Origin of the sequence: Candidatus Merdisoma sp. JLR.KK006 (genome assembly GCF_036941035.1) — a bacterium.
In the GTDB taxonomy this organism is placed as follows: domain Bacteria; phylum Bacillota; class Clostridia; order Lachnospirales; family Lachnospiraceae; genus Laedolimicola.
The window spans coordinates 210276-229315 of record NZ_JAYMNS010000003.1 but is presented as its reverse complement, the minus strand read 5'-3'; the positions used below and the strand labels follow the sequence as shown (position 1 = coordinate 229315).

Sequence of the window (19040 nt, the reverse complement as noted above, 5' to 3'; positions counted from 1 at the left end):
AAATTATTGTTTCGTGCGTAGTAGGAGAAATAAATGAGAAAAGAACGTAATTTTGGAATAGATTTATTGAGAATTTTTTGTATGCACATGATTGTGTTGCATCATATTTTAGACTATTGTGGTATTAGTGCTGGAGTGGAACTATTTTCGGTGAATTATTCAATAGTTTGCTTATTACATGGTGTGAACCACTGTGCAGTGAATACTTATGCATTAATTACTGGTTATGTATATGTAGATTCAAATTATAAACTGTCTAATATCATAAAAATGTGGCTGCAGGTATTATTCTATACTGTTGGCTTTTTGGCTGTTTTTGCTGTTTTGGCACCAGAGACAGTGGACAGCAAAATTATTTTGAGTTCATTATTTCCGATGCTGAGCAATCATTACTGGTACTTTACACAGTATGTCTGTATGTTTTTCTTTATTCCGGTGTTAAATCTTATTTTGAATAATTGGAATCCACGAGAGTTTAAAAAATTTTTTCTTGCGGTTTTTTTGTTATTCTCATGCGTTAATGTAATTGCGTATACAAATCTTTTTAATGTTGCAGATGGGTTTAGTGTGGTATGGCTTTCCGTTATGTATTTAATTGGAGGGTATATTAAAAAAAATCCAGAGCATATTAAGCGTAATAAGAAGAAGTATATATTAATTTATACAATTTGTGTTATGATAACGGCAGCAAGCAGATGGAGCATTCAATTTGCCACTGCAAAAATACTGGGGGTGGCAAATAACGGTGGACGATTAATGGTATATACATCACCAACCATGATTTTTGCAGCGATTTCGTTACTAATCATTTTTTCAGAGCTATGCGTGAAAAGGATGCAGAAGTGGGTTCAATTTTTAGGACCATTAACCTTTAGTGTTTATATTATTCATAATAATCTTTTTCTCAAAAAATTGTATCCGGCTTTGCAAGGATTGTCAGAACCACTTTTAACGGCTAATCCCTTTATTTTTTTAGGGATAATTCTGTTAATTACAGTGGGCATTTATATGGGGTGCTCACTAATAGACTTTGTACGTTTGAAATTATTTCAATTTCTTCAAGTTGGCGTGTTTAGTGAATGGGCAGGCAAGAAGCTCTCAGCCATTAGTGACAAAGTATTAGATTCATTAGAATTGTAACAGGCAAGGGACGAAATAGAGCGTCAGCTATTATTTTGAAGGAATGTTCCGGTATTTGATGTGCGGCGGGTAGTTTCAATTTTGGCTTATACAGAAAATAAGTTGTGGTTATAGACCAGGATGATATAATTTTCAGCCTGATAGATTTCGTCCATTGTTTGAATGAGAAAGTGTTCCACAGAAACCATATGTTCATAGAGGGAACTGGAAACCACGATAAAATATTGTTCTACATTTTCCTGATCCCGATACCAATTTATATTTGTCTGATAAAAATGGATACTATAGAAGTCATCATTGATTAGAATATTGCGTACCTGAATGTCCGAATCAGTAATGACTGTTAAGGCAGCTGCTTCCCAGAATTCAGCATAGCCATAGGTGAGATTTTTCTCTTTTAGAAAGGCTGCAAGGGCAAAATGGGGATTTACAGCCAGATAATTTGACGGAAGGGATACAACTTCTGAAAAAATCAGCAGGCAGGTGGCGATGACGGTAAGAACAGATACACAGGCAAGGCGTTTCATGATTAGACCACGCTGTTCTGTGAGTACCCAATGAAAGAAAAAGGCTGTCATGACAGCAGAGGAGTATACAAGGGGAGAAAGTCTCCAGGTAAGATTTGACAGTTCCCCAAAGATCCATCCAAAAAGGATAACAGCAGTTAATGTCCAGTGAGTGAGCGTATATATACGAATCGCACGGGACTTTATTTTGGAATAGGATATTAACATAAATACGGGAATCCCCGCAAGAAAAATACCTGCGCATATTTTGAGCAGGACAGAGAAACCGGATAAGGAGACAATTGGGTCATTGGCGGCAGGGGCAGCGCCTAGAAGGGTCAGCCAGCTTGTAAATAACCGCAGAAAGTTGTCAGGCCAGTTGCTGATATCCGAGTAGATCAGGTAGCCATCCGCATATTCGGAGGGATAAGCGGATGCCAGATTAGTTCCCCACAGATAACCGACAACAGAAACAAGGAACAGAATCATAACAGAACACCAAAAGCCGGACGATTGTTTCAGGGAAAGAGGTTCCTGACGCAGAAGCTTCTCGCCTATGATTCCGGCAAAAAGCGGAATGACAGTGAGCGGCATGACGCTGTTGCCATTGGAAGCGCAGAGAAACATCCAAATGCACAGACGTATCAATTCGATTCGTTTTTGCCGGCTGTTTTCTGGGATAGGCTTTCTTGTATAATAAAAGAATAGGAGAAAACCAATCTGGATGCCTAAAACTCCGCAGCTGTAATAGAGAACGTGGCCCCAGAAGATTTCCCGAAGCTTGGCGCTGGAACTCAAAATAAGCAGTATAAAAGCACAGGAAAGGCAGCTTTCGTTTGTTGAAAAACGGATGATTTTAAAAAAGAAAAAGAGAGTAAGTGTAAATACAAGCAAAAACAAGCTCATTCCCAGAAGCTGCGTTTTCATAGATACGCCGAAGATACCAATGAAAGGAAGGAAAAACCATTGCCCTCCAAAAGGAAGGGTACAGGCATAAATAAAGTCCGGATTGAAAAAGCTTTTAGCGTCATAGGCGGCTTTTGCCCAATAAAGAGAATCGGCCCAGTCGGAGTTGAAGCTTCCTCTGCTTAACCAAAGTACAAAATATAAAGTTAAACCAAATGTAATGCCAAGAATGCACAGTGAGAAAATGTTTTTAAATTTGCTATTTGAAATCTCCATTACTGCAGGACCTTTCTTATATGCTATCATTAATTTAGCATTTGAAGGAGTATAAGTCAAGAAAAGAGAGCTTGCATCTATGTTTTTTTGTTATTTGCATGTTCTTGTGTTTTATGCTATGATAGCCATAACAAAATAACAGGGTATAGAATATGAAACAAAAAGAGCCATACCGGGTTTTAATCATTCATAATTATTACCAGATTCCGGGCGGGGAGGATACCGTTGTGAGCAATGAAAAGCGGCTGCTTGAGGAGCACGGACATGCCGCTTTTTTTTATATGCGTGAGAATCGGGAGATCAATGAATTTTCTCCCACGCAGAAGCTGTTTCTTCCTTTTTGCGCTGTGTTTTCACGAAAAACTTACAGTGATGTCAAAAAGTTAATAGAGAAAGAACATATTGATCTGGTACATGTACACAATACCTTAAGCCTTATCAGTCCGTCTGTATATTATGCTGCTTTTCAGTGTAAAGTACCAGTGATACAGACGATTCACAATTTTCGCCTGTTGTGTCCCGGCGCAACATTCGTGAGAAAGGGCGTTATCTGTGAGGAGTGTGTGGAAAAAGGGCTGTTTTGCTCCGTAAAAGGAAGATGTTACCGGAATTCCCTGCTCCAGACACTTGTGTGTGCGCTGACCCAGAAGGTACACCGCATGACGGGAGCTTACGGAAAAATATATTATATCAGTCTGACGGAGTTTAATAAGAAGAAGCTTTTGCAGTTAAACAACAGAGGGAAGAGGTTAATCGATCCGGATCATGTTTTTGTAAAGCCTAATTTTGTGCGGCAGGAGGGAGAAGTTCTTTCCATGTCGGAACGCAGAGATCAATTTTTGTATGTGGGAAGGCTGGATGTATTGAAAGGGATCAAGGTGCTCCTGGAGGCATGGAAGAAAATAAGCGGCAGTCTGCTGCTGATCTGCGGCACCGGTCCTGAAGAGTCCTGGGCGGCTGATTTTTTGAGGAAGAACGGCATGGATCATGTCCGCCTTCTGGGACAGGTCAGCCATGAACAGGTATTGGGCCTTTTGCGGGAATCAAGAGCACTGCTTATGCCTACACAGTGGTATGAGGGACAGCCTATGGTAATCCTGGAGAGCTACTCGGTGGGGACGCCTGTTGTGGGAAGCAGCCTGGGAAATGTGAAGGATATGATTATCGATGGGGTGACCGGGTGCACATTTCCCTGTGATGAGCCCCAAAAGCTTTGCCATGCCATTTTAAATCTCCCGGATTTTGATGCCGCTGTGATTCGCAGACATTTTGACGAGAGGTACGCAGAAGAGCGAAACTATGAAAAGCTTATGGAGATCTATGAACGATGCGTAGAGGATGTGCGAAATGAAAAGAGCAGTCATCATCACTAACATACCGGCGCCGTATAGGGTAGATTTTTTTTATTATCTGCAGACACAGGTGCCGGAAATGAAGTTTTATATTATCTATTCCAGCAGGACAGAGGATAACCGCAGATGGGAAGTGAATCAGGAAAAGATAAAAAATTCATTTTTTCTGGAGTCTTTCACAATTAAAGTAAAAAAGAGGTATGACACAAAATATATTCATATTCCGAGAGGCGTAAAGCAGGCATTGGCTCGGATACGGCCGGACGTAGTGATTGGATCGGAGTATAATCCTACTATAATACAAGCAGTGCGTTACTGCAAAAGGCGGAGGATTCCGTATGTGAGCTGGACAGATGGGACATTGTTTTCAGAGCGGAATATAAATCGGCTTCAGAAGGCTCTACGTAAATATGTGATTCGTTCGGCAGCGGCTTATATTGCCAGCAGCACGAAGTCAAAGGAAGCTCAGCAGTTTTATGGAGCAGATTCGGATAAAATCAGAATTAGCTATCTGACTGTAGATGTTGATCGGTACAGACAGGAGCGTTGCCGGACACAAGAGCGGCGATTGCTGTGTGTGGGAAGCCTGATTGAGCGCAAGGGTATGGATCTGCTGCTTCGGGCCTGTGCCCGTATACAGGAGCAGACATCCTGGCATCTGGTTTTGGCAGGACAGGGGCCGGAGGAAGCGGGCTTAAGGCGGCTTGCAAAAAGTCTGGGAATTGAAGAAAAGGTGGAATTACTCGGGCATTTAAATCAGAAGGAGCTGCTTCAAGAGTACAAAAAAAGCTTTTGCCTGGTGCTCCCTACCAGAGAGGATTGCTTTGCACTGGTGATTTTGGAGGCTATGTGCTCTGGTTTGCCGGTGATCTGCTCACAGTATGCGGACGGGGCTTATGATTTGATTGAAGAGGGAATAAACGGCTATATTGTAGATCCGTTGGATGAAGCTGCGTTCACTCAAAGGATTGAAGCTCTTTTGAAGGAGCCGGATGAGGCGTGGTTTATGGGAGAGAGGGCACGGGAAATGACAGAGAAATTTCGATTTTCCCGCGTGTCTCAGGGATTTTTGGAGGCTGTAGGCCTGGCGCTGCTTGGGAAGGAAGAGTAAAGGTACTGCCAGAGCGCAGCCGGAATAGAGGTATAATGAAAAAGAAGATTCTGGCAATCTTTACATGCTTTAACCGAAAAGAAAAAACGCTCTCCTGCATCAGGGGGCTTTTGGAGGAAAATCCGGGAATCAGCCTTGAGTTTCTTGCAGTAGATGACAAAAGCACGGACGGAACCGCTGAAGCATTGGAACAGATGGAATGTGTGACGGTGCTTTACGGGACGGGAGGATTGTATTATACGGGCGGAATGCGCAAAGGGATGCAATATGTGAAGCAGCAGGGCTTGACGTATGATTATCTGCTTCTTTTAAATGATGATGTGGTATTTTATCCGCATGCGCTTGAACGTATGGCGGAAGAATTGGCGGATGATGAGAACAGGGTATTGGTGGGGGCTGCCTGTGGAAGTGACGGGAAGCTGTCTTATGGCGGGGCGAAGAAGAAATCACGCTTTCGGCCATCCTTTCAGATAGTCATGTCGGAAGGGGAAAGGACCTTTTGCGATACCTTTAATGCCAACTGTGTGCTGCTTCCATGGAGGATATTTACAGAAGCTCCCGTTATGGACGGGCATTTCCGTCATTCCCTGGGAGATTTTGCTTATGGACTGACTTTGGGAAGTATGGGGTATGAGATTGAAACAGTTGATTTTTTTGTGGGAGTATGTGATGATAACCCGGCGGACGGAACGTGGAGGGATCCTAAGATTCCCAGAAAAAAGAGGATTCAGATGAAGGAATCTCCAAAGGGACTTCCGGCCGGAGAATGGTTTTATTTTGTGAGAACTTATTTTGGAACGGCAAGCGCATGTATTTATGCTGTGCTGCCTTATATAAAGATAATACTAGGGAGGCCTACATGAAGGAGTTTTTAAAATGCCACAGTCAGATACAGAGTTGGTTGTCCTGGCTTTATCGTTTTTTATACGGTACCCGGAAAAAAATAAAAGGGACAGGGAATCAGGTGCTCCTTCAGGGCAGCTTTTTAAAAAAGTGTAAAATTGAGATATTTGGTGATGATAATGTGATTGAGATTGGTGAGCGGTGTGTTTTTCAAAATTGTCATTTTTATATTAGAGGAAATCACAATCGAATCTGTATTGGAGAAGAGTGTAAATGTGCCGAATTGGAGATATGGGTGGAGGATGACTCCAATCAGACGAGTATCGGACACAATACCCGGGTAACGGGGCGGACGCACCTGGCAGTGACAGAGGGGAAGACGCTTCAGATTGGGGACAGATGTCTGCTGGCCAATGGGATCACCATGCGCACAGGAGACAGTCATTCCATATTCATGCAGGACAAGAGACGCTGCAATTATGCAGAAGATATCCGTATCGGAGCTCATGTTTGGATTGCGCAAGGAGTCTATATCTTAAAGGGCGTTTCTGTGGGAAGGGATTCTGTGATCGGAGCGGGAGCCGTGGTCACAAAGCCTGTGCCGGAAGAGACGGCGGCGGCAGGCAATCCGGCAAAGGTGATAAAGGAAGGGATTACCTGGGATAGTGAGAGGTTTATGGAATGAGGATGTTAAAAAGATTGCAGAAGATATTTGACAGAAAACAGAAATGGGAAATAGCGAAGCTTATGGTTCTGGTGGTGATAGGCGCTTTTTCAGAATTAGTAGGCGTAACTATTATTATACCATTTATAAATGTCATTACAACACCTGAAGAATTGATGCAGGAACCTATTGTGCAGAATATCTGTAAAGTGCTGAATATTACTAAGAGTAATCAGTTAATTATAGGTATTGCTGTTTTATTAAGCCTGATCTATGTTTTGAAAAATATCATTGCGCTTGTTTTAGCAGATCAGCAATATAAGTTTTCTTACTATGGAAGGCGTGATTTGAAAAACCGGATGATGCGATGCTATATGGCTCAGGAATATGCGTTTCATCAGGAAAACAACAGCGCAGATTTGATGCGGAATATTAATGGGGATACGGACATGTTCTATGAGACTGTTTTGAATATGCTTCAATTAGCCTCTGAAATATGTATTTGTATCGTGCTTGTTACCTTTTTGATTATAAGAGATCCGGGAATAACTCTTTGCGTGGCTTTCAGCATGGGGATTCTGGTATTTATTTTCCTGATAAAATTCAAGAAATCACTTTCCTTATTGGGGCATCAGAGAAGAATTTATACTTCTGCTATGACAAAATGTATGCAGCAGGGATTTGGAGGAATTAAAGAGATTAAGGTCTCCAATAAAGAGGAAGTGTTTTGCAGGAATTACGAAAAAAGTAATTTTATTTTTACAGAAGCTATGCGTAAAAATCTTTTGCTCAACGCAATTCCTAAGCCTATTATGGAGATGATTTGCATCAGCAGCTTAATGGCAGTGATTGCAGTGAAATTTTATATAAATTCTTACACAGGTGATTTTATTACAACCCTTGGTGTATTTGCAGTTGCGGCATTTAAACTTCTGCCATCTGTCAATAAAATATCCGGTTTTTTAGGCACAATTATTCATAATGGCGTGGTGGTAGACATTATTGCTGAGGAGTTAGAGCATATACGGATATTGGAACAAAATATTGGCGGGGAAAGAAAAGAGGCAGAGGAGGATATTTCCTTTGAAAGAGCGATTTGCCTGGATGATATAAGCTTCCATTATCCAAATGCAGAAGAGAATGTGTTAGAGCATGTGACACTAAAGATACCAAAAAATAAGTCGGTTGCTTTTATTGGACCGTCCGGGGCCGGAAAGACTACTCTGGTAGATTTGATTTTAGGAGTGATGAGTCCGACAGAGGGATATATACGAATTGACGATCAGGGACTTGGAGATAATGTGAAAAGATGGCATAAAAAGATAGGATATATTCCTCAGACAATTTATATGCTTGATGATACCATTAGAAATAATGTTAAATTTGAATTAACAGAAGAAAAAGATAATGATGCGGAAATTTGGGAGGCCCTGGAGGAAGCACAGTTGAAAGAATTTGTAGAGGGTCTTGAACATGGCCTCGACACAGTGATTGGAGAAGCAGGCACAAAAATTTCGGGCGGACAGCGCCAAAGAATCGGAATTGCCAGAGCCTTGTATCGTAAGCCGTCCGTGTTAGTATTGGATGAAGCAACATCTGCTTTGGACACAGAGACGGAGGCAGCTGTTATGGAGGCGATTACGCATCTTAAGGGAAGGATGACGATACTTATTATAGCTCACCGTTTAAGCACCATTGAAGGCTGTGAGATAGTGTATGAAATAAAAGACAGGAAAGCCATAAGGAAGCAGGGCTGAAGGAAAAGATGAATATCAGGGAATTTTACTATAAAGGAAAGGCAAAATTGAGATATCTTCTGTACAATCAAAATTTTGGAAAAAGATGGTATCCATATTTGTACAGTTCTTATTGGCATATGTATCTGCAGAGAAGGCAGCCGGAAGAAAGGTATCAAAATTATTTTTCCGCCCGGCCCAATCCGGGTGCTGGGATTGGACATCAAATGGCAAATTGGATAGCGGGTTATTGGTTTGCGAAACAGTTCGGACTGAGGTTTGCGCATATTCCTTTTTCGAATTCAAGAATTCCATATACAGAATCTTCATGGGAGGAGTTTTTAGGCTTTGGAAATGAAGAAACGTCACTGAAAGAACTGAAAAAGGAGCAGGGATATAAGATCGTTCGCCTGCCAATGTTTGGGGAGAAAAATGAGAAAGATTTATATATGATACGAAAAATTATTCGTTCTTATGCAGATCAAAAAGTGGTTTTCCTGGCGGAACAGGATCAATTTTATGAAGAGCAGTTTGGTGTCATGGATGTCATACAGAATAAATTTTATCATGCGCCGGTGAAAAGGCCACTGCTGATATATGAAGCATATAAAGGGATTCATATCGCAGTTCATATAAGAAGAGGGGATGTGACAGAAGCCTCATCAAACCCCAATATTCGTATGCGATGGCTGGATACAGACTATTATTGCAGGGTGCTGAGACAGCTTTTAAAGAATTTGTCGGGAAAAGATCCGCATATTTATATTTTTTCACAGGGGAAAAGAGAAGAATTTGAGGCATATTTTCCATTCCCAAATGTCCATTATTGTTTGGATATGACCGCACAGAACACTTTTTGGCACTTAACCCAGGCAGATATTCTGCTTATCAGTAAAAGCTCGTTTTCTTATAAGCCGGCTTTGCTGTCTGCCGGCATTGTGGTTGCGCCCCAAAATTTTTGGCATGGATATCCGGATTTAAGGCGTTGGATTATTGTGAATGAGGAAAATGATATTAAGGAAGAAGTATTTAATGATTTAGCAGAGCAGTTGAAAGAATTGGAGACTTAAAAGTATATGAAGATTATCGTTGATATGGCGGGAGGTTTTGGAAATCAATTATTTTGTTATTGCTTTGGATATGCTTTGTCAAGGGAAAAAAATGCGGAATTTGTGATTGATACAAGTATGCAGGATAATGGTATTGCCAGAAAATTGGAGCTTTTCAATTTTAAAGTGGTTTATGACAAAAGAATTTCTTATGTATATAAAAGAGACATAGTAAACAGAGCAGTTATTAATAAATTAAGACGAAAACAAGCAGTTGGGTGGAATACAGAATATTATGAAGAAAATCGTTCTATTCAATATGATCCAGAAGTGTTTTGCATTAGAAGGAATACTTTTTTTATGGGAAATTGGCAGTCAGAAAGATATTTTAAGAAATATAGAGAGGAACTGTTGCCGCTGTTGGCACCTGTTAAGAAAAGGACAGAGAATGTAAATATGATTATGGAACATGTGGCAGGTGAAGAGAGTGTGGCTGTTCATATCAGAAGAGGGGATTATCTCCAAATTAACGGAGATTTGCCCCTGAGTTATTATGAACAAGCTTTTTGCTCCATGCATGCCAAAATAGATAGTGGGTTATCATTTTATATTTTTTCGGATGATTTAGATTATTGCAGGAATTGTTTTAAAAATCATGAAAAAAAGTTTCATATTATCTATATGCAATATGAATCCGATAACACTACATTAGATGATTTGCTTATTATGAGTAAATGCAGACATATAATCACCGCAAATAGTTCCTACAGCTGGTGGGCGGCATGGTTAAATCAAAATCCGCATAAGATTGTAATTTGCCCGGAATGGGGGATGTGGTCAGGCGACTTTTACCCAGAGGAATGGGAAAAAATACCTATTTTGCCCCTTTCCCCATGATTACAACCCATACAGTCATAAGAAGAATCTTTATATCTGCCAGGAGAGACCAGTTGTCAATATATTCCAGGTCCAATTTTAAGATTTCCTGAAAATCTGTGATATCGTTTCTGCCGCTTACCTGCCAGAGGCCCGTAAGTCCGGGTTTGATGCTGAGTCTGCGGCGATAGTACAGCTCATATTGTTTGAACTCATCTACGGTAGGGGGGCGTGTCCCTACAAGACTCATCTGTCCCAAAAGTATATTAAAAAACTGCGGGAGCTCGTCAATGCTGGTTTTTCGTAAAAAAGCGCCGACCTTTGTGATGCGCGGATCATGCTCCATTTTGAAGAGAGGTCCGCTCATCTCGTTATCGGCCATCAGTTCCTGTTTTCTGTCCTCTGCATTGATATACATGGAACGGAACTTGTAAATCTTAAAATTTCTTCCGTTTTTTCCTACCCGAAGCTGTGAGAAAAATACAGGTCCCGGAGAGTCCAATTTGATTGCACAAGCTACAAAGGGAGTGATAAAAAGCGTGATAATACAGCCGACAAATGCTCCGAGAATATCAATCCCGCGCTTTATAAAAAGCCGGCGATAGTCAAAGGAATTGGCTTCATAGGATAAGACGGTGAAGCCGGCAAAGATTTCTGTTGTTTTATGGGCTACTACATTGTCAAAATAGTCAATATTTACATGCACCGTGATTCCCATACTTTCGAATTGCTGAATCAGCGTTTCCAGCTCCTGTTTGGAATAATCCGGCAGATGAAGGAAAACCTCGTCAACGACGGCAGTTGTAAGGATATCATACAGAGTGGACCGGTCTGCGATTACAGGGATATTATGGACAGCTGTGCCGGTTAAGCCCTTGTCCAAAATTGCAAGTCCTGAGATCTCAAAGCTCCATTCGGGAGCGGAAAGAAGGCGATCAAGAATTTTTTCCCCATAAGCGGCCGTAGTAATTACAATCAGCTTATTGCTGCTGTTGCTGTTTCGGTAAACTCTGGTAAAATACTGCTTGATAAGCAAATGGCAAATGTAAGTAAAGACGATATTATAAATAAAAAAATAGAAAAAGATAAGCCGGGAAAAATCCTCTGCAAATTTGGCAAAAAACAGAAAAAGGCTTAAAAATAAAATGAGAACACTGTTGTATTTGAATACGGCAACAAATTCTACAAAATATCCTCTTTGGAAAAATGCCGTATTCCAGTCAAATAAATAAGAGGAAAGCAGATGAAAGAATAGAATACATATAATCGTAGAGATATACGTTTCCGCATAAAGCCGGTAGCTGGCCGATACGCCTCTTGTAAAGACTGCCAGAACAAATGACAGAATGATGCACAGGCATTCAATTCCTAGGATAGTATAGTTCTGTATGATACGTTGTTTTTGATTAAGATTCGACATATGCTTTCCTCAAATCAGGACCCTATTCCTCCGCTTTTTCTTCCGGAAAAGCAACAATGGTGTGAAGTCCGAAATAATTACTGGTATTGCCGTTCAGCCAGTGTGTAGGATATCCCTGCAGATCCTCCAGCCCGTAAAGACCGTTGAATTTCGTTTTGGGTTCGATGCGGTAGGTAACAATGTCTAAGATTCCCGCGTCCCGCTGCATAAGAATAGAATCAATTCTTCTGTTATAAACACGGTAGGTATAGCCGATATCCAAAAGTCCGTAGCTATACTGAATGCAAAAGACGGCCAGCAGGCTGCATGCGATGCCGCAGGCCCATTTTACCGTATTTTCGTTTAATAGTAAAGAGGCACAGTAGAGAAGACCGGCGGTCAGGAACAGTACCGTGCCCAACGCAGCCCGTTCCGGATATTCTGTTACCACGAGCATAACATAATTGTTGGCCAAAGCGGTAATGCCGAACAGAGCGGCAATCCATTTCCGACAGGCTTCTGTATTCTGATAAAAGACAAGGACCAGAAGAAAAATGTAAGCAAGCAGGAAGGGAAGCAAATATTCATAAAGCATTTGGTTGCAGACACTGAGGCGTCCTCCATAAGTGAGGAGGAATCCCGTATTTTCGGAACTGCTTTCAAGACGGAGATAGTTGCCGGGAGCGGCAATCATAATAAGAAAGCTGACGATTTGCGAGCCGAAGCCAAGAAGCATCCAGCGAGGAAGCTTTTTGCCGAGCCTTCTTCCGGTAAGAAGCAGTATTCCTGTGAAAAAGATACCTGCCCCTGAGGTGTTTTCGTTTCCCCAGCCGGCCAGGAGGCCAAGTATGGGCATAAAGCCAATCAAAATTTTATTTGATAATAATTTTCCTGTCATAACATATTGGTAGTATGGCCAGATAAAGGTAAAAATAAAGACAGCCGGCCACAGATAATTGCAGGCGCCGATAAGCCAGAGAAAATCCTGTCCAAAGGCGGGCACAGCAAACCAAATACACAGATGTACGGCCAGATAAATAAGAAGATGTCCCTTTTTGGCATGAACTGAGGCATAGCGATAGATAAGATATGCCAGCCAGCAATAAGCGGCTGTGTTAAAAATGTTGAACACAGGCTTTCCGATCAGCAAAAATACCGTGGCAATAAAATGAGTGATAATCCGTCCGCCCCAGCTGAAATAATGAGCATACATGGATAAACATGCACCCCAAAGTGTAGTAATACTGCTGCGATCATACCAACTGAAGGTATAAGAGTAGTCGTCGGCCAGCATGGGAGTGAGAAGGTTAAAAAGCAGTATGGCAAAGCCAAAGCCGATTGTCATCAGGTAAAAAATAGTTTTTTTATTTTTAAAAAGATTGTTCAGCATATGAAAGGACTCCTATATTTTTTATGAAGATGAATGAACAATGAAAGTATAACAATTTTGCGGTTGAAAAGCAACTGCAACATTTCCTTGTCAAAGGCAAGAGATCTGTTATATACTAGTTGCAAATACAGAGAATGGAGTAATAGAAATATGAAGAGCCATAATAAAGGGCTGCAAGACCTGCTCTTGAAGCTTTTTTTAATAGTTTCACTTTTTTTCCCGGCATTCTACAGTATCTTTGATGCTGATTATTTAGCAGAGTATTTTGTCGGTCCTTCTGCCGCATATATGATCTTAGTTCTGTATCTGACATGTCAGCTTGTGCGGCTGCGGACAATGCCGGAGGGAAAAAGCTTTTGGATATTTCTGGGGATTATTCTTCTGTACAATGCTGTTTCATTCTATTATAATGCAAAATACCTTCACTGGTATTGGGAGCAGATTAATAATACAATCGCATTTTTCCTGCTTTTATTTTTGCTGGGATATGGGGTACAGATTCAGGATGAGACTGAAAAACTAATATCTTTTTTTATAAAGGCTGTTACGTGTTCTAATATTCTCAGTCTTATATATTTTGCGGCTGGTTATACCAGCTTTATTATCTGCAATAATCATCCGGTGTTTTATCGGGCGACAGATGATATATATTATTATGAATTCCGTCATTATTGGCTCTACAGCCATAAAAGCGACTATTCCGTTATGCTGCTTTGCTTTTTGGCCGTATGCCTGTGTTATAGAAAAGAATTTAAAAAGAAGTACGGCTTTTGGATAACAATGGCTGTTCTAGGCGTCGCTCTTGTAACAACCCATTCCTGGACAGGATATGTGGCAGGAGTAATATTAGTGGCAGCTGCAGTATTGGATTGTATGGATATGAAAAAGCTTTTAAAAAGCCGGCGGGGGAAACTGGCCATGTCATTGGCAGCAGCGTCAGGAGCGCTTGCAGGTGTAATTATGCTGAGCCAGAGAGATCTTTCTACTATAGGGGACAGGCTTCCTATATGGAGAGCCGTTGCGGGTGTCCTCAAAGAACGCCCCCAGGGCCTGGGGCTCAGATTTGGAGAATATCCAATTCTGACCGAGAAAGGTTTTACAGTGACAAATGCTCATAATGTATTCCTGAATCAAATGTTGCGTTTTTCGGTTCCGGCAGGTATCATTTTCACGGTATTAATTCTGATGATTGCAGGGTATTGCATTTATAAAAGCAGAACTTGGATGTCACTTGGCCTGTGGGTAGGCTTGCTTTTGCTGTTTAATATGGATTATTCTCTGCTTAATTATGAAGTGGCGATGGTATTGCTTTGTGCATATTTTGTATGCATTTTCCCGAGAGTCAGTAAAAAGAGGGAAGCGGTAGGAGAGGAGTTATGACAAAACAACGGGGATTTTTACGGAATCTGGCCGGACAGTGCACAATCGTTCTTTTTTTCCCGGCGGCATTTCTTATGCTGGCATTTTTGTCGGGAATGGGGCCGAGGACGCATGGGATCAGACATTTGGGCGCGGCGGTGCTTCTTGCGGCGGCAGTTGTTTTTATGCTGTTTTTATGGCTGTTTTTGCTTGTCAGGGATAAGAGGTCACTGGAGAGTCTAAAAAGCAAAATCAGCAGAGAGCGCTGGCTATATGGGATACTGCTTCTGTCCGGCATTTTAAGAAGCTTTAGCTTGAATGTTATGCAGCGCTGGGATGCAGGGGAGTATTACTATAGGCTTGGGACAGCCTGCGAGAATTTTGACTTTACATGGGAAGCCTTTTTGGAGCAGTTTTCTCTGTGCGGACATCCGACTCTGGGATTTGCGCCTATCTATGCCATAGGGGACTATCTGGCGCCGAGAAGAATCTGGGGTATGGAGCTGATGAATCTGGCACTGACATTGGCTGCCATAGCTTGTATTTATCAGATTCTGAAAAAAATTCTTCCGGAAGCAGGAGACAGGCGTTTGGGATTGTATACCTTGCTGGTTTCCTTCTGCCCTTTGTTCCTTGGCACCTTTCAGCAGTTTAATCCAGATACGGGAATTGCTTTGTTTGCAATTTTTGTGATCCATAGCTGTATCTACAGACAATATCTTCTTTTGTTTTTCTGGAGCTGTGTTGTAGTTCAGACAAAGGAAACGGGTATTGTTATGCAGGCAGGCCTTGTGCTTGGGCTGGTTTTCTATGACTTTTTTACAGAAAAGAAGGCCTTGAAGGTCAGGATTAAAACCGTGTGGAACAATCCCTGTACCTGGATAACAGGAGCCAGTGTGCTGCTTCAGCTTGGTTATATGAAGCTGATAGGAGGTCTTACCAAATGGGCCTCTCCGGAACAGCAGCAGTTTCGCTGGGATAGTGACGGAATGAACTGCTTTGGATTTCGGGGTGAATATATTTGGACAAAATGGAAGCAGTTTTTCATTTTGAATTTTAACTGGATCTATGTGCTGCTTATTATTCTTGGGATCCTTTTGGTGATTTTGGGCAGGAAGTATATACGAAGACTTCCGCAGGGAATGGTTCTTTTGTGGTCTGTGAGCGGCAGCCTGTTTTTATTTTTGAACTTGTATATTACAGGAGCTTTGGCGCGGTATAATCTTTTCTGTGATTTGGTATTGGCAATTACCGCCATTGCTGTGATAGAGAAAATCTTGCCTGAGAATTTCAGGCATACAACAGCGGCATTGTGCGCCGGACTTATGCTGCTTCAAAGCTTTTTGACCGTAGATCCCGTAAGCAGGCTGGTATTTCCTCATGTAAAGACTGGAACAGTGGATATGCTTTATATGCAGATGCCTTCAGAGGAACTCTATTACGGAGATCCAATAGTTTATAACTATCAATATACATTTATTGATAAGGCGCTGGATTCTATTCTTGCTGATACTTATCAGGGAGGACGGCTCAACATTGTACATTTTGGGGATACTTATGAGGACGGCGCTCATTTTGGCGGGAATTGGTATCAGGACTGGATTCCCTACCGGATAAGCTGGGACAAAGAGGCAAAAAAACGAGTTCATTATGAAAATGATGATACCGTCCGTATCAATGCCTTTGGGGAAGAGATGCTGAATGAAAGCTTTGAGAACGGTACGGCAGTCGGAATAGATACAGGCGTGCTGATTTTTCTGCCGCAGTTTGAATATCCTCAGGAGGAATGCTTGGATAAGCTAAGACCCTTCTTTGAAATAGGGGATAAAAAGACCTGGCGATCAATTTGGGGATGTGTGGATTACTATGAGCTGAGTGAAAAATAAGATTGCTTAATGAGTGTGCCTTGCACAACAAAAGTAAATGTGTTATAGTTCAAAAGAGATATTTGGGATAAGGGTATGTAGGAGCAATGAAGGAAAGCATAGAAGGAATAAAAAGACAAATAGATAAAATCAACAGAGAGAAAGCCTGGAGATGGTTTGCAGTTATATGGCTTGCGATTTTTCCTTTTTTGTGTTGTGCGGCTTATTGCCTGAAAACAGACAACCTGATCAGTGATCTGTATCTGCCAGCCGGGCTTTGGAACGATGATATTATCTATTATAAGGAAGTGGAAGGCATCGTCCACTATGGGATTCCCCAGGGGTACTTTGGTTACAGCGATACCCATGCTCTGGTGGGCTCTTTCTCTGTGTGGAGTCCGATGCTGTTGGTACCCTGGAGTATCTGGGGACTGTTTTTTGGATGGAATTATATGTCGCCCATCTGGTGCAACATCGTTATGATGATGCTGGGTATGGGCTTTTTTGCGTTCCTTGCGAAGCCGAACAAGAAGCAGGTATTTTGGCTTTCTGTGTTTTACGCGCTTTTTATCCGTCTGACTCGGTATGCCTTAAGCGCTCATGTGGAATCAACCGTGTATTTTATGGTGATGCTGCTCATGGCTCTTGTGTTTTATCTACGAAGAAAGGATGCTAGGCAGAAGCCGGCCCTGATTGCCATGATTGTGATTACCATGGTTCTTACGTGGATGCGTCCTTATTATATTATTTTTCTGGCGGTTCCCGGTTATTACCTTGTGAAAAAGAATCGGAAAAACAGCTGGGTGATGGCAGCGGTTACCATTGTAACGGCGGGGGTCTATTTTCTTATTTCCAAATACCTCTGTGCGGCTTATCTGGATGGCGGAACTCTTTTTGATACCGAATTTATTACCCGGTTTTTCACCCACGGATTCCTTTCCGGGGTTAAAAATGTTCTCTATATTCTCCTTGAAGGCTGTGATACTTTTATGAAGTATCTTGGGAGCGCTATTTCCACAGGACACTCTTTTGGGGAAAATGCAGGAATTTCCTTTGCTATTGTGTTTGTAGGATTTGTATACAAGCTTGTAATTGCCGTCAGGGAGAAGGATAAAGAGACAACCCTTCGGTATGGATACTGGACCAGTTTTTTTGTGATTATGTTTCTGGCGATTATCTTTATTTTCCGCATATCCAGCGGACAGAAGCATCTTCTGGGCTTTACGGTGATCGGAATTCTCCTGCTGGCTATGGATGGGCTGTCGGAGGGAAAGATGTGGATGATTGCCCTCATGTACAGCTATCTGTTCGTGATGATGACACTGGATTCCACCTCCTGGGACATCCCTTATGATATGGAGGGTGCCGTGCATGCAGAGCTTCAGGCAGGAGAGGAGGTACTTCATAAAGAGATTCAGATAAAAGAAGGAGGGCCGTCCTATGACAATACGATTATATGGGTGTTTGATGATGTGGTGAATGAGGAATATGTCTACAGCAGATGGCAGATGCTGTATGCATTGCCTCCCGGAATGGGAATCAATATGTGTCTGTTTGATAAAATCGAATCAGATTTCAGCAATATTCAGTCCAAATATATCTTTACCGTGCCCGGAGGCCATACAGAAAAGCATCTGAAAGAGCTGGGGGCAAGAAAGCTTGTAGAATATGGCGGCTGTGTAATATATGAACGAACTGACGGAAGATACAGGGAAAAGTGAGGAATGCAGATGAAAGCAGTAATATTGGCCGGAGGATTCGGAACCCGAATCAGCGAGGAGAGCCACCTAAAACCAAAGCCCATGATAGAGATCGGAGGAAAACCCATTCTCTGGCATATTATGAAGGGCTACTCTCATTATGGAATTCATGATTTTATTATCTGCTGCGGCTATAAGCAGCATGTGATAAAGGAGTGGTTTGCGGATTATTATCTCCATAACAGTGATGTGACCTTTGATTTTACTCAAAAGAATGAGATGACCGTGCATAATAATGTGGCGGAGCCCTGGCGGGTTACCCTTGTAGATACGGGGCTGAATACCATGACAGGCGGAAGAGTGAAGCGCGTACAGCCCTATATTGGGGAGGAATCCTTCTTTTTGACCTATGGAGACGGGGTGGCGGATGTAAATATCCCCAAGCTGCTTGCATTTCACCGCAGCCATGGAAGGATTGCAACCCTTACGACTGTGACTCTGGATCAGAGATTCGGCGTTCTGGAGGTGGAGGATGACGGGAGAATCGGCTCCTTCCGGGAGAAGGCGGAACAGGACGGAGGACGGATTAACGGCGGCTTCATGGTATTGGAGCCGGCCATCTTTGACTATTTAGAGGGGGATGAGACTGTCTTTGAGCAGAAGCCTCTGCAGACCTTAGTGGAAGAGGGACAGCTTATGGCTTATCGGCATAACGGCTTCTGGCAGTGTATGGATACAGCCAGGGAAAAGGAAAAGCTAGAGAAGCTGTGGGCTTTGGGAAAAGCCCCCTGGAAGATCTGGGAGGCTTAAAGAAATACTCTGGAAGAGAGGAATATTCATAGAGAAGAGGTTAAAAGGAGAGGTATAT

Annotated in this window: 15 protein-coding genes; 12 read left to right on the top strand and 3 right to left on the bottom strand. The window is 42.1% G+C overall.

Annotation, left to right across the window (positions count from 1 at the left end; translation table 11 throughout):
* Positions 1 to 33 precede the first annotated feature (33 nt).
* Entirely contained in the window at positions 34 to 1140 is a 1107-nt protein-coding gene (locus VSQ61_RS04255; protein ID WP_334343199.1) for an acyltransferase, read from the top strand.
* 86 nt (positions 1141 to 1226) lie between these two features.
* On the opposite strand, the gene VSQ61_RS04250 is transcribed toward VSQ61_RS04255, so the two are convergent.
* On the bottom strand, positions 1227 to 2828 hold the full coding sequence (locus VSQ61_RS04250) for a hypothetical protein (protein ID WP_334343198.1): 1602 nt from the start codon (positions 2826 to 2828) through the stop codon (positions 1227 to 1229).
* A gap of 152 nt (positions 2829 to 2980) precedes the next feature.
* Here VSQ61_RS04250 and VSQ61_RS04245 point away from each other — a divergent pair, with 152 nt between their 5' ends.
* The 7 genes from VSQ61_RS04245 to VSQ61_RS04215 all read left to right on the top strand — a co-directional run bounded on the left by VSQ61_RS04245 (position 2981) and on the right by VSQ61_RS04215 (position 10480).
* The gene (locus VSQ61_RS04245) at positions 2981 to 4201 is read left to right on the top strand and encodes a glycosyltransferase family 4 protein (RefSeq protein WP_334343197.1); all 1221 of its coding nucleotides are present in this window, start codon (positions 2981 to 2983) and stop codon (positions 4199 to 4201) included.
* Positions 4176 to 5291 (top strand): glycosyltransferase family 4 protein, encoded by a 1116-nt coding sequence (locus VSQ61_RS04240; protein ID WP_334343196.1) that lies wholly within the window; start codon positions 4176 to 4178, stop codon positions 5289 to 5291. Before VSQ61_RS04245 ends, VSQ61_RS04240 begins: the two co-directional genes overlap by 26 nt.
* 35 nt (positions 5292 to 5326) lie before the next feature.
* Complete coding sequence (locus tag VSQ61_RS04235) at positions 5327 to 6154, top strand: glycosyltransferase family 2 protein (protein ID WP_334343195.1); 828 nt, start codon at positions 5327 to 5329, stop codon at positions 6152 to 6154.
* Complete coding sequence (locus VSQ61_RS04230; protein WP_334343194.1) at positions 6151 to 6819, top strand: acyltransferase; 669 nt, start codon at positions 6151 to 6153, stop codon at positions 6817 to 6819. Before VSQ61_RS04235 ends, VSQ61_RS04230 begins: the two co-directional genes overlap by 4 nt.
* Entirely contained in the window at positions 6816 to 8555 is a 1740-nt protein-coding gene (locus VSQ61_RS04225) for an ABC transporter ATP-binding protein (protein WP_334343193.1), read from the top strand. The genes VSQ61_RS04230 and VSQ61_RS04225 overlap by 4 nt, the downstream gene beginning before the upstream one ends.
* A gap of 206 nt (positions 8556 to 8761) precedes the next feature.
* A complete protein-coding gene (locus tag VSQ61_RS04220; RefSeq protein WP_334343192.1) occupies positions 8762 to 9604 on the top strand; it encodes an O-fucosyltransferase family protein in 843 nt (280 codons plus the stop codon).
* A 6-nt stretch (positions 9605 to 9610) separates the two neighbouring features.
* Positions 9611 to 10480 carry an alpha-1,2-fucosyltransferase gene (locus tag VSQ61_RS04215; RefSeq protein ID WP_334343191.1) on the top strand — a complete coding sequence of 290 codons (870 nt, stop codon included), beginning with the start codon at positions 9611 to 9613 and terminating at the stop codon, positions 10478 to 10480.
* Here the strand turns inward: VSQ61_RS04215 and VSQ61_RS04210 are convergent.
* Both VSQ61_RS04210 and VSQ61_RS04205 read right to left on the bottom strand, forming a co-directional pair.
* Complete coding sequence (locus tag VSQ61_RS04210) at positions 10458 to 11879, bottom strand: sugar transferase (RefSeq protein WP_334343190.1); 1422 nt, start codon at positions 11877 to 11879, stop codon at positions 10458 to 10460. The two genes, VSQ61_RS04215 and VSQ61_RS04210, sit on opposite strands and share 23 nt — an antisense overlap.
* A gap of 22 nt (positions 11880 to 11901) precedes the next feature.
* The gene (locus VSQ61_RS04205; protein WP_334343189.1) at positions 11902 to 13248 is read right to left on the bottom strand and encodes a DUF3329 domain-containing protein; all 1347 of its coding nucleotides are present in this window, start codon (positions 13246 to 13248) and stop codon (positions 11902 to 11904) included.
* A gap of 150 nt (positions 13249 to 13398) precedes the next feature.
* Between VSQ61_RS04205 and VSQ61_RS04200 the strand changes: the two genes are divergently transcribed.
* The 4 genes from VSQ61_RS04200 to rfbF all read left to right on the top strand — a co-directional run bounded on the left by VSQ61_RS04200 (position 13399) and on the right by rfbF (position 18982).
* On the top strand, positions 13399 to 14628 hold the full coding sequence (locus VSQ61_RS04200) for an O-antigen ligase family protein (protein ID WP_334343188.1): 1230 nt from the start codon (positions 13399 to 13401) through the stop codon (positions 14626 to 14628).
* Positions 14625 to 16493 carry a glycosyltransferase family protein gene (locus VSQ61_RS04195; RefSeq protein ID WP_334343187.1) on the top strand — a complete coding sequence of 623 codons (1869 nt, stop codon included), beginning with the start codon at positions 14625 to 14627 and terminating at the stop codon, positions 16491 to 16493. Before VSQ61_RS04200 ends, VSQ61_RS04195 begins: the two co-directional genes overlap by 4 nt.
* Before the next feature lie 86 nt (positions 16494 to 16579).
* Positions 16580 to 18193, top strand: a complete 1614-nt coding sequence (locus VSQ61_RS04190; RefSeq protein ID WP_334343186.1) for a hypothetical protein — start codon at positions 16580 to 16582, stop codon at positions 18191 to 18193.
* A gap of 9 nt (positions 18194 to 18202) precedes the next feature.
* The gene (gene rfbF, locus VSQ61_RS04185) at positions 18203 to 18982 is read left to right on the top strand and encodes a glucose-1-phosphate cytidylyltransferase (protein WP_334343185.1); all 780 of its coding nucleotides are present in this window, start codon (positions 18203 to 18205) and stop codon (positions 18980 to 18982) included.
* Positions 18983 to 19040 lie beyond the last annotated feature (58 nt).

What these genes read in the sequence shown, in the direction of transcription:
- VSQ61_RS04255 (WP_334343199.1), top strand. Translation starts at nt 34, where the DNA reads ATGAGAAAAGAACGTAATTTTGGAATAGATTTATTGAGAATTTTTTGT.
- VSQ61_RS04250 (WP_334343198.1), bottom strand. Translation starts at nt 2,828, where the DNA reads ATGGAGATTTCAAATAGCAAATTTAAAAACATTTTCTCACTGTGCATT.
- VSQ61_RS04245 (WP_334343197.1), top strand. Translation starts at nt 2,981, where the DNA reads ATGAAACAAAAAGAGCCATACCGGGTTTTAATCATTCATAATTATTAC.
- VSQ61_RS04240 (WP_334343196.1), top strand. Translation starts at nt 4,176, where the DNA reads ATGAAAAGAGCAGTCATCATCACTAACATACCGGCGCCGTATAGGGTA.
- VSQ61_RS04235 (WP_334343195.1), top strand. Translation starts at nt 5,327, where the DNA reads ATGAAAAAGAAGATTCTGGCAATCTTTACATGCTTTAACCGAAAAGAA.
- VSQ61_RS04230 (WP_334343194.1), top strand. Translation starts at nt 6,151, where the DNA reads ATGAAGGAGTTTTTAAAATGCCACAGTCAGATACAGAGTTGGTTGTCC.
- VSQ61_RS04225 (WP_334343193.1), top strand. Translation starts at nt 6,816, where the DNA reads ATGAGGATGTTAAAAAGATTGCAGAAGATATTTGACAGAAAACAGAAA.
- VSQ61_RS04220 (WP_334343192.1), top strand. Translation starts at nt 8,762, where the DNA reads ATGGCAAATTGGATAGCGGGTTATTGGTTTGCGAAACAGTTCGGACTG.
- VSQ61_RS04215 (WP_334343191.1), top strand. Translation starts at nt 9,611, where the DNA reads ATGAAGATTATCGTTGATATGGCGGGAGGTTTTGGAAATCAATTATTT.
- VSQ61_RS04210 (WP_334343190.1), bottom strand. Translation starts at nt 11,879, where the DNA reads ATGTCGAATCTTAATCAAAAACAACGTATCATACAGAACTATACTATC.
- VSQ61_RS04205 (WP_334343189.1), bottom strand. Translation starts at nt 13,248, where the DNA reads ATGCTGAACAATCTTTTTAAAAATAAAAAAACTATTTTTTACCTGATG.
- VSQ61_RS04200 (WP_334343188.1), top strand. Translation starts at nt 13,399, where the DNA reads ATGAAGAGCCATAATAAAGGGCTGCAAGACCTGCTCTTGAAGCTTTTT.
- VSQ61_RS04195 (WP_334343187.1), top strand. Translation starts at nt 14,625, where the DNA reads ATGACAAAACAACGGGGATTTTTACGGAATCTGGCCGGACAGTGCACA.
- VSQ61_RS04190 (WP_334343186.1), top strand. Translation starts at nt 16,580, where the DNA reads ATGAAGGAAAGCATAGAAGGAATAAAAAGACAAATAGATAAAATCAAC.
- rfbF (WP_334343185.1), top strand. Translation starts at nt 18,203, where the DNA reads ATGAAAGCAGTAATATTGGCCGGAGGATTCGGAACCCGAATCAGCGAG.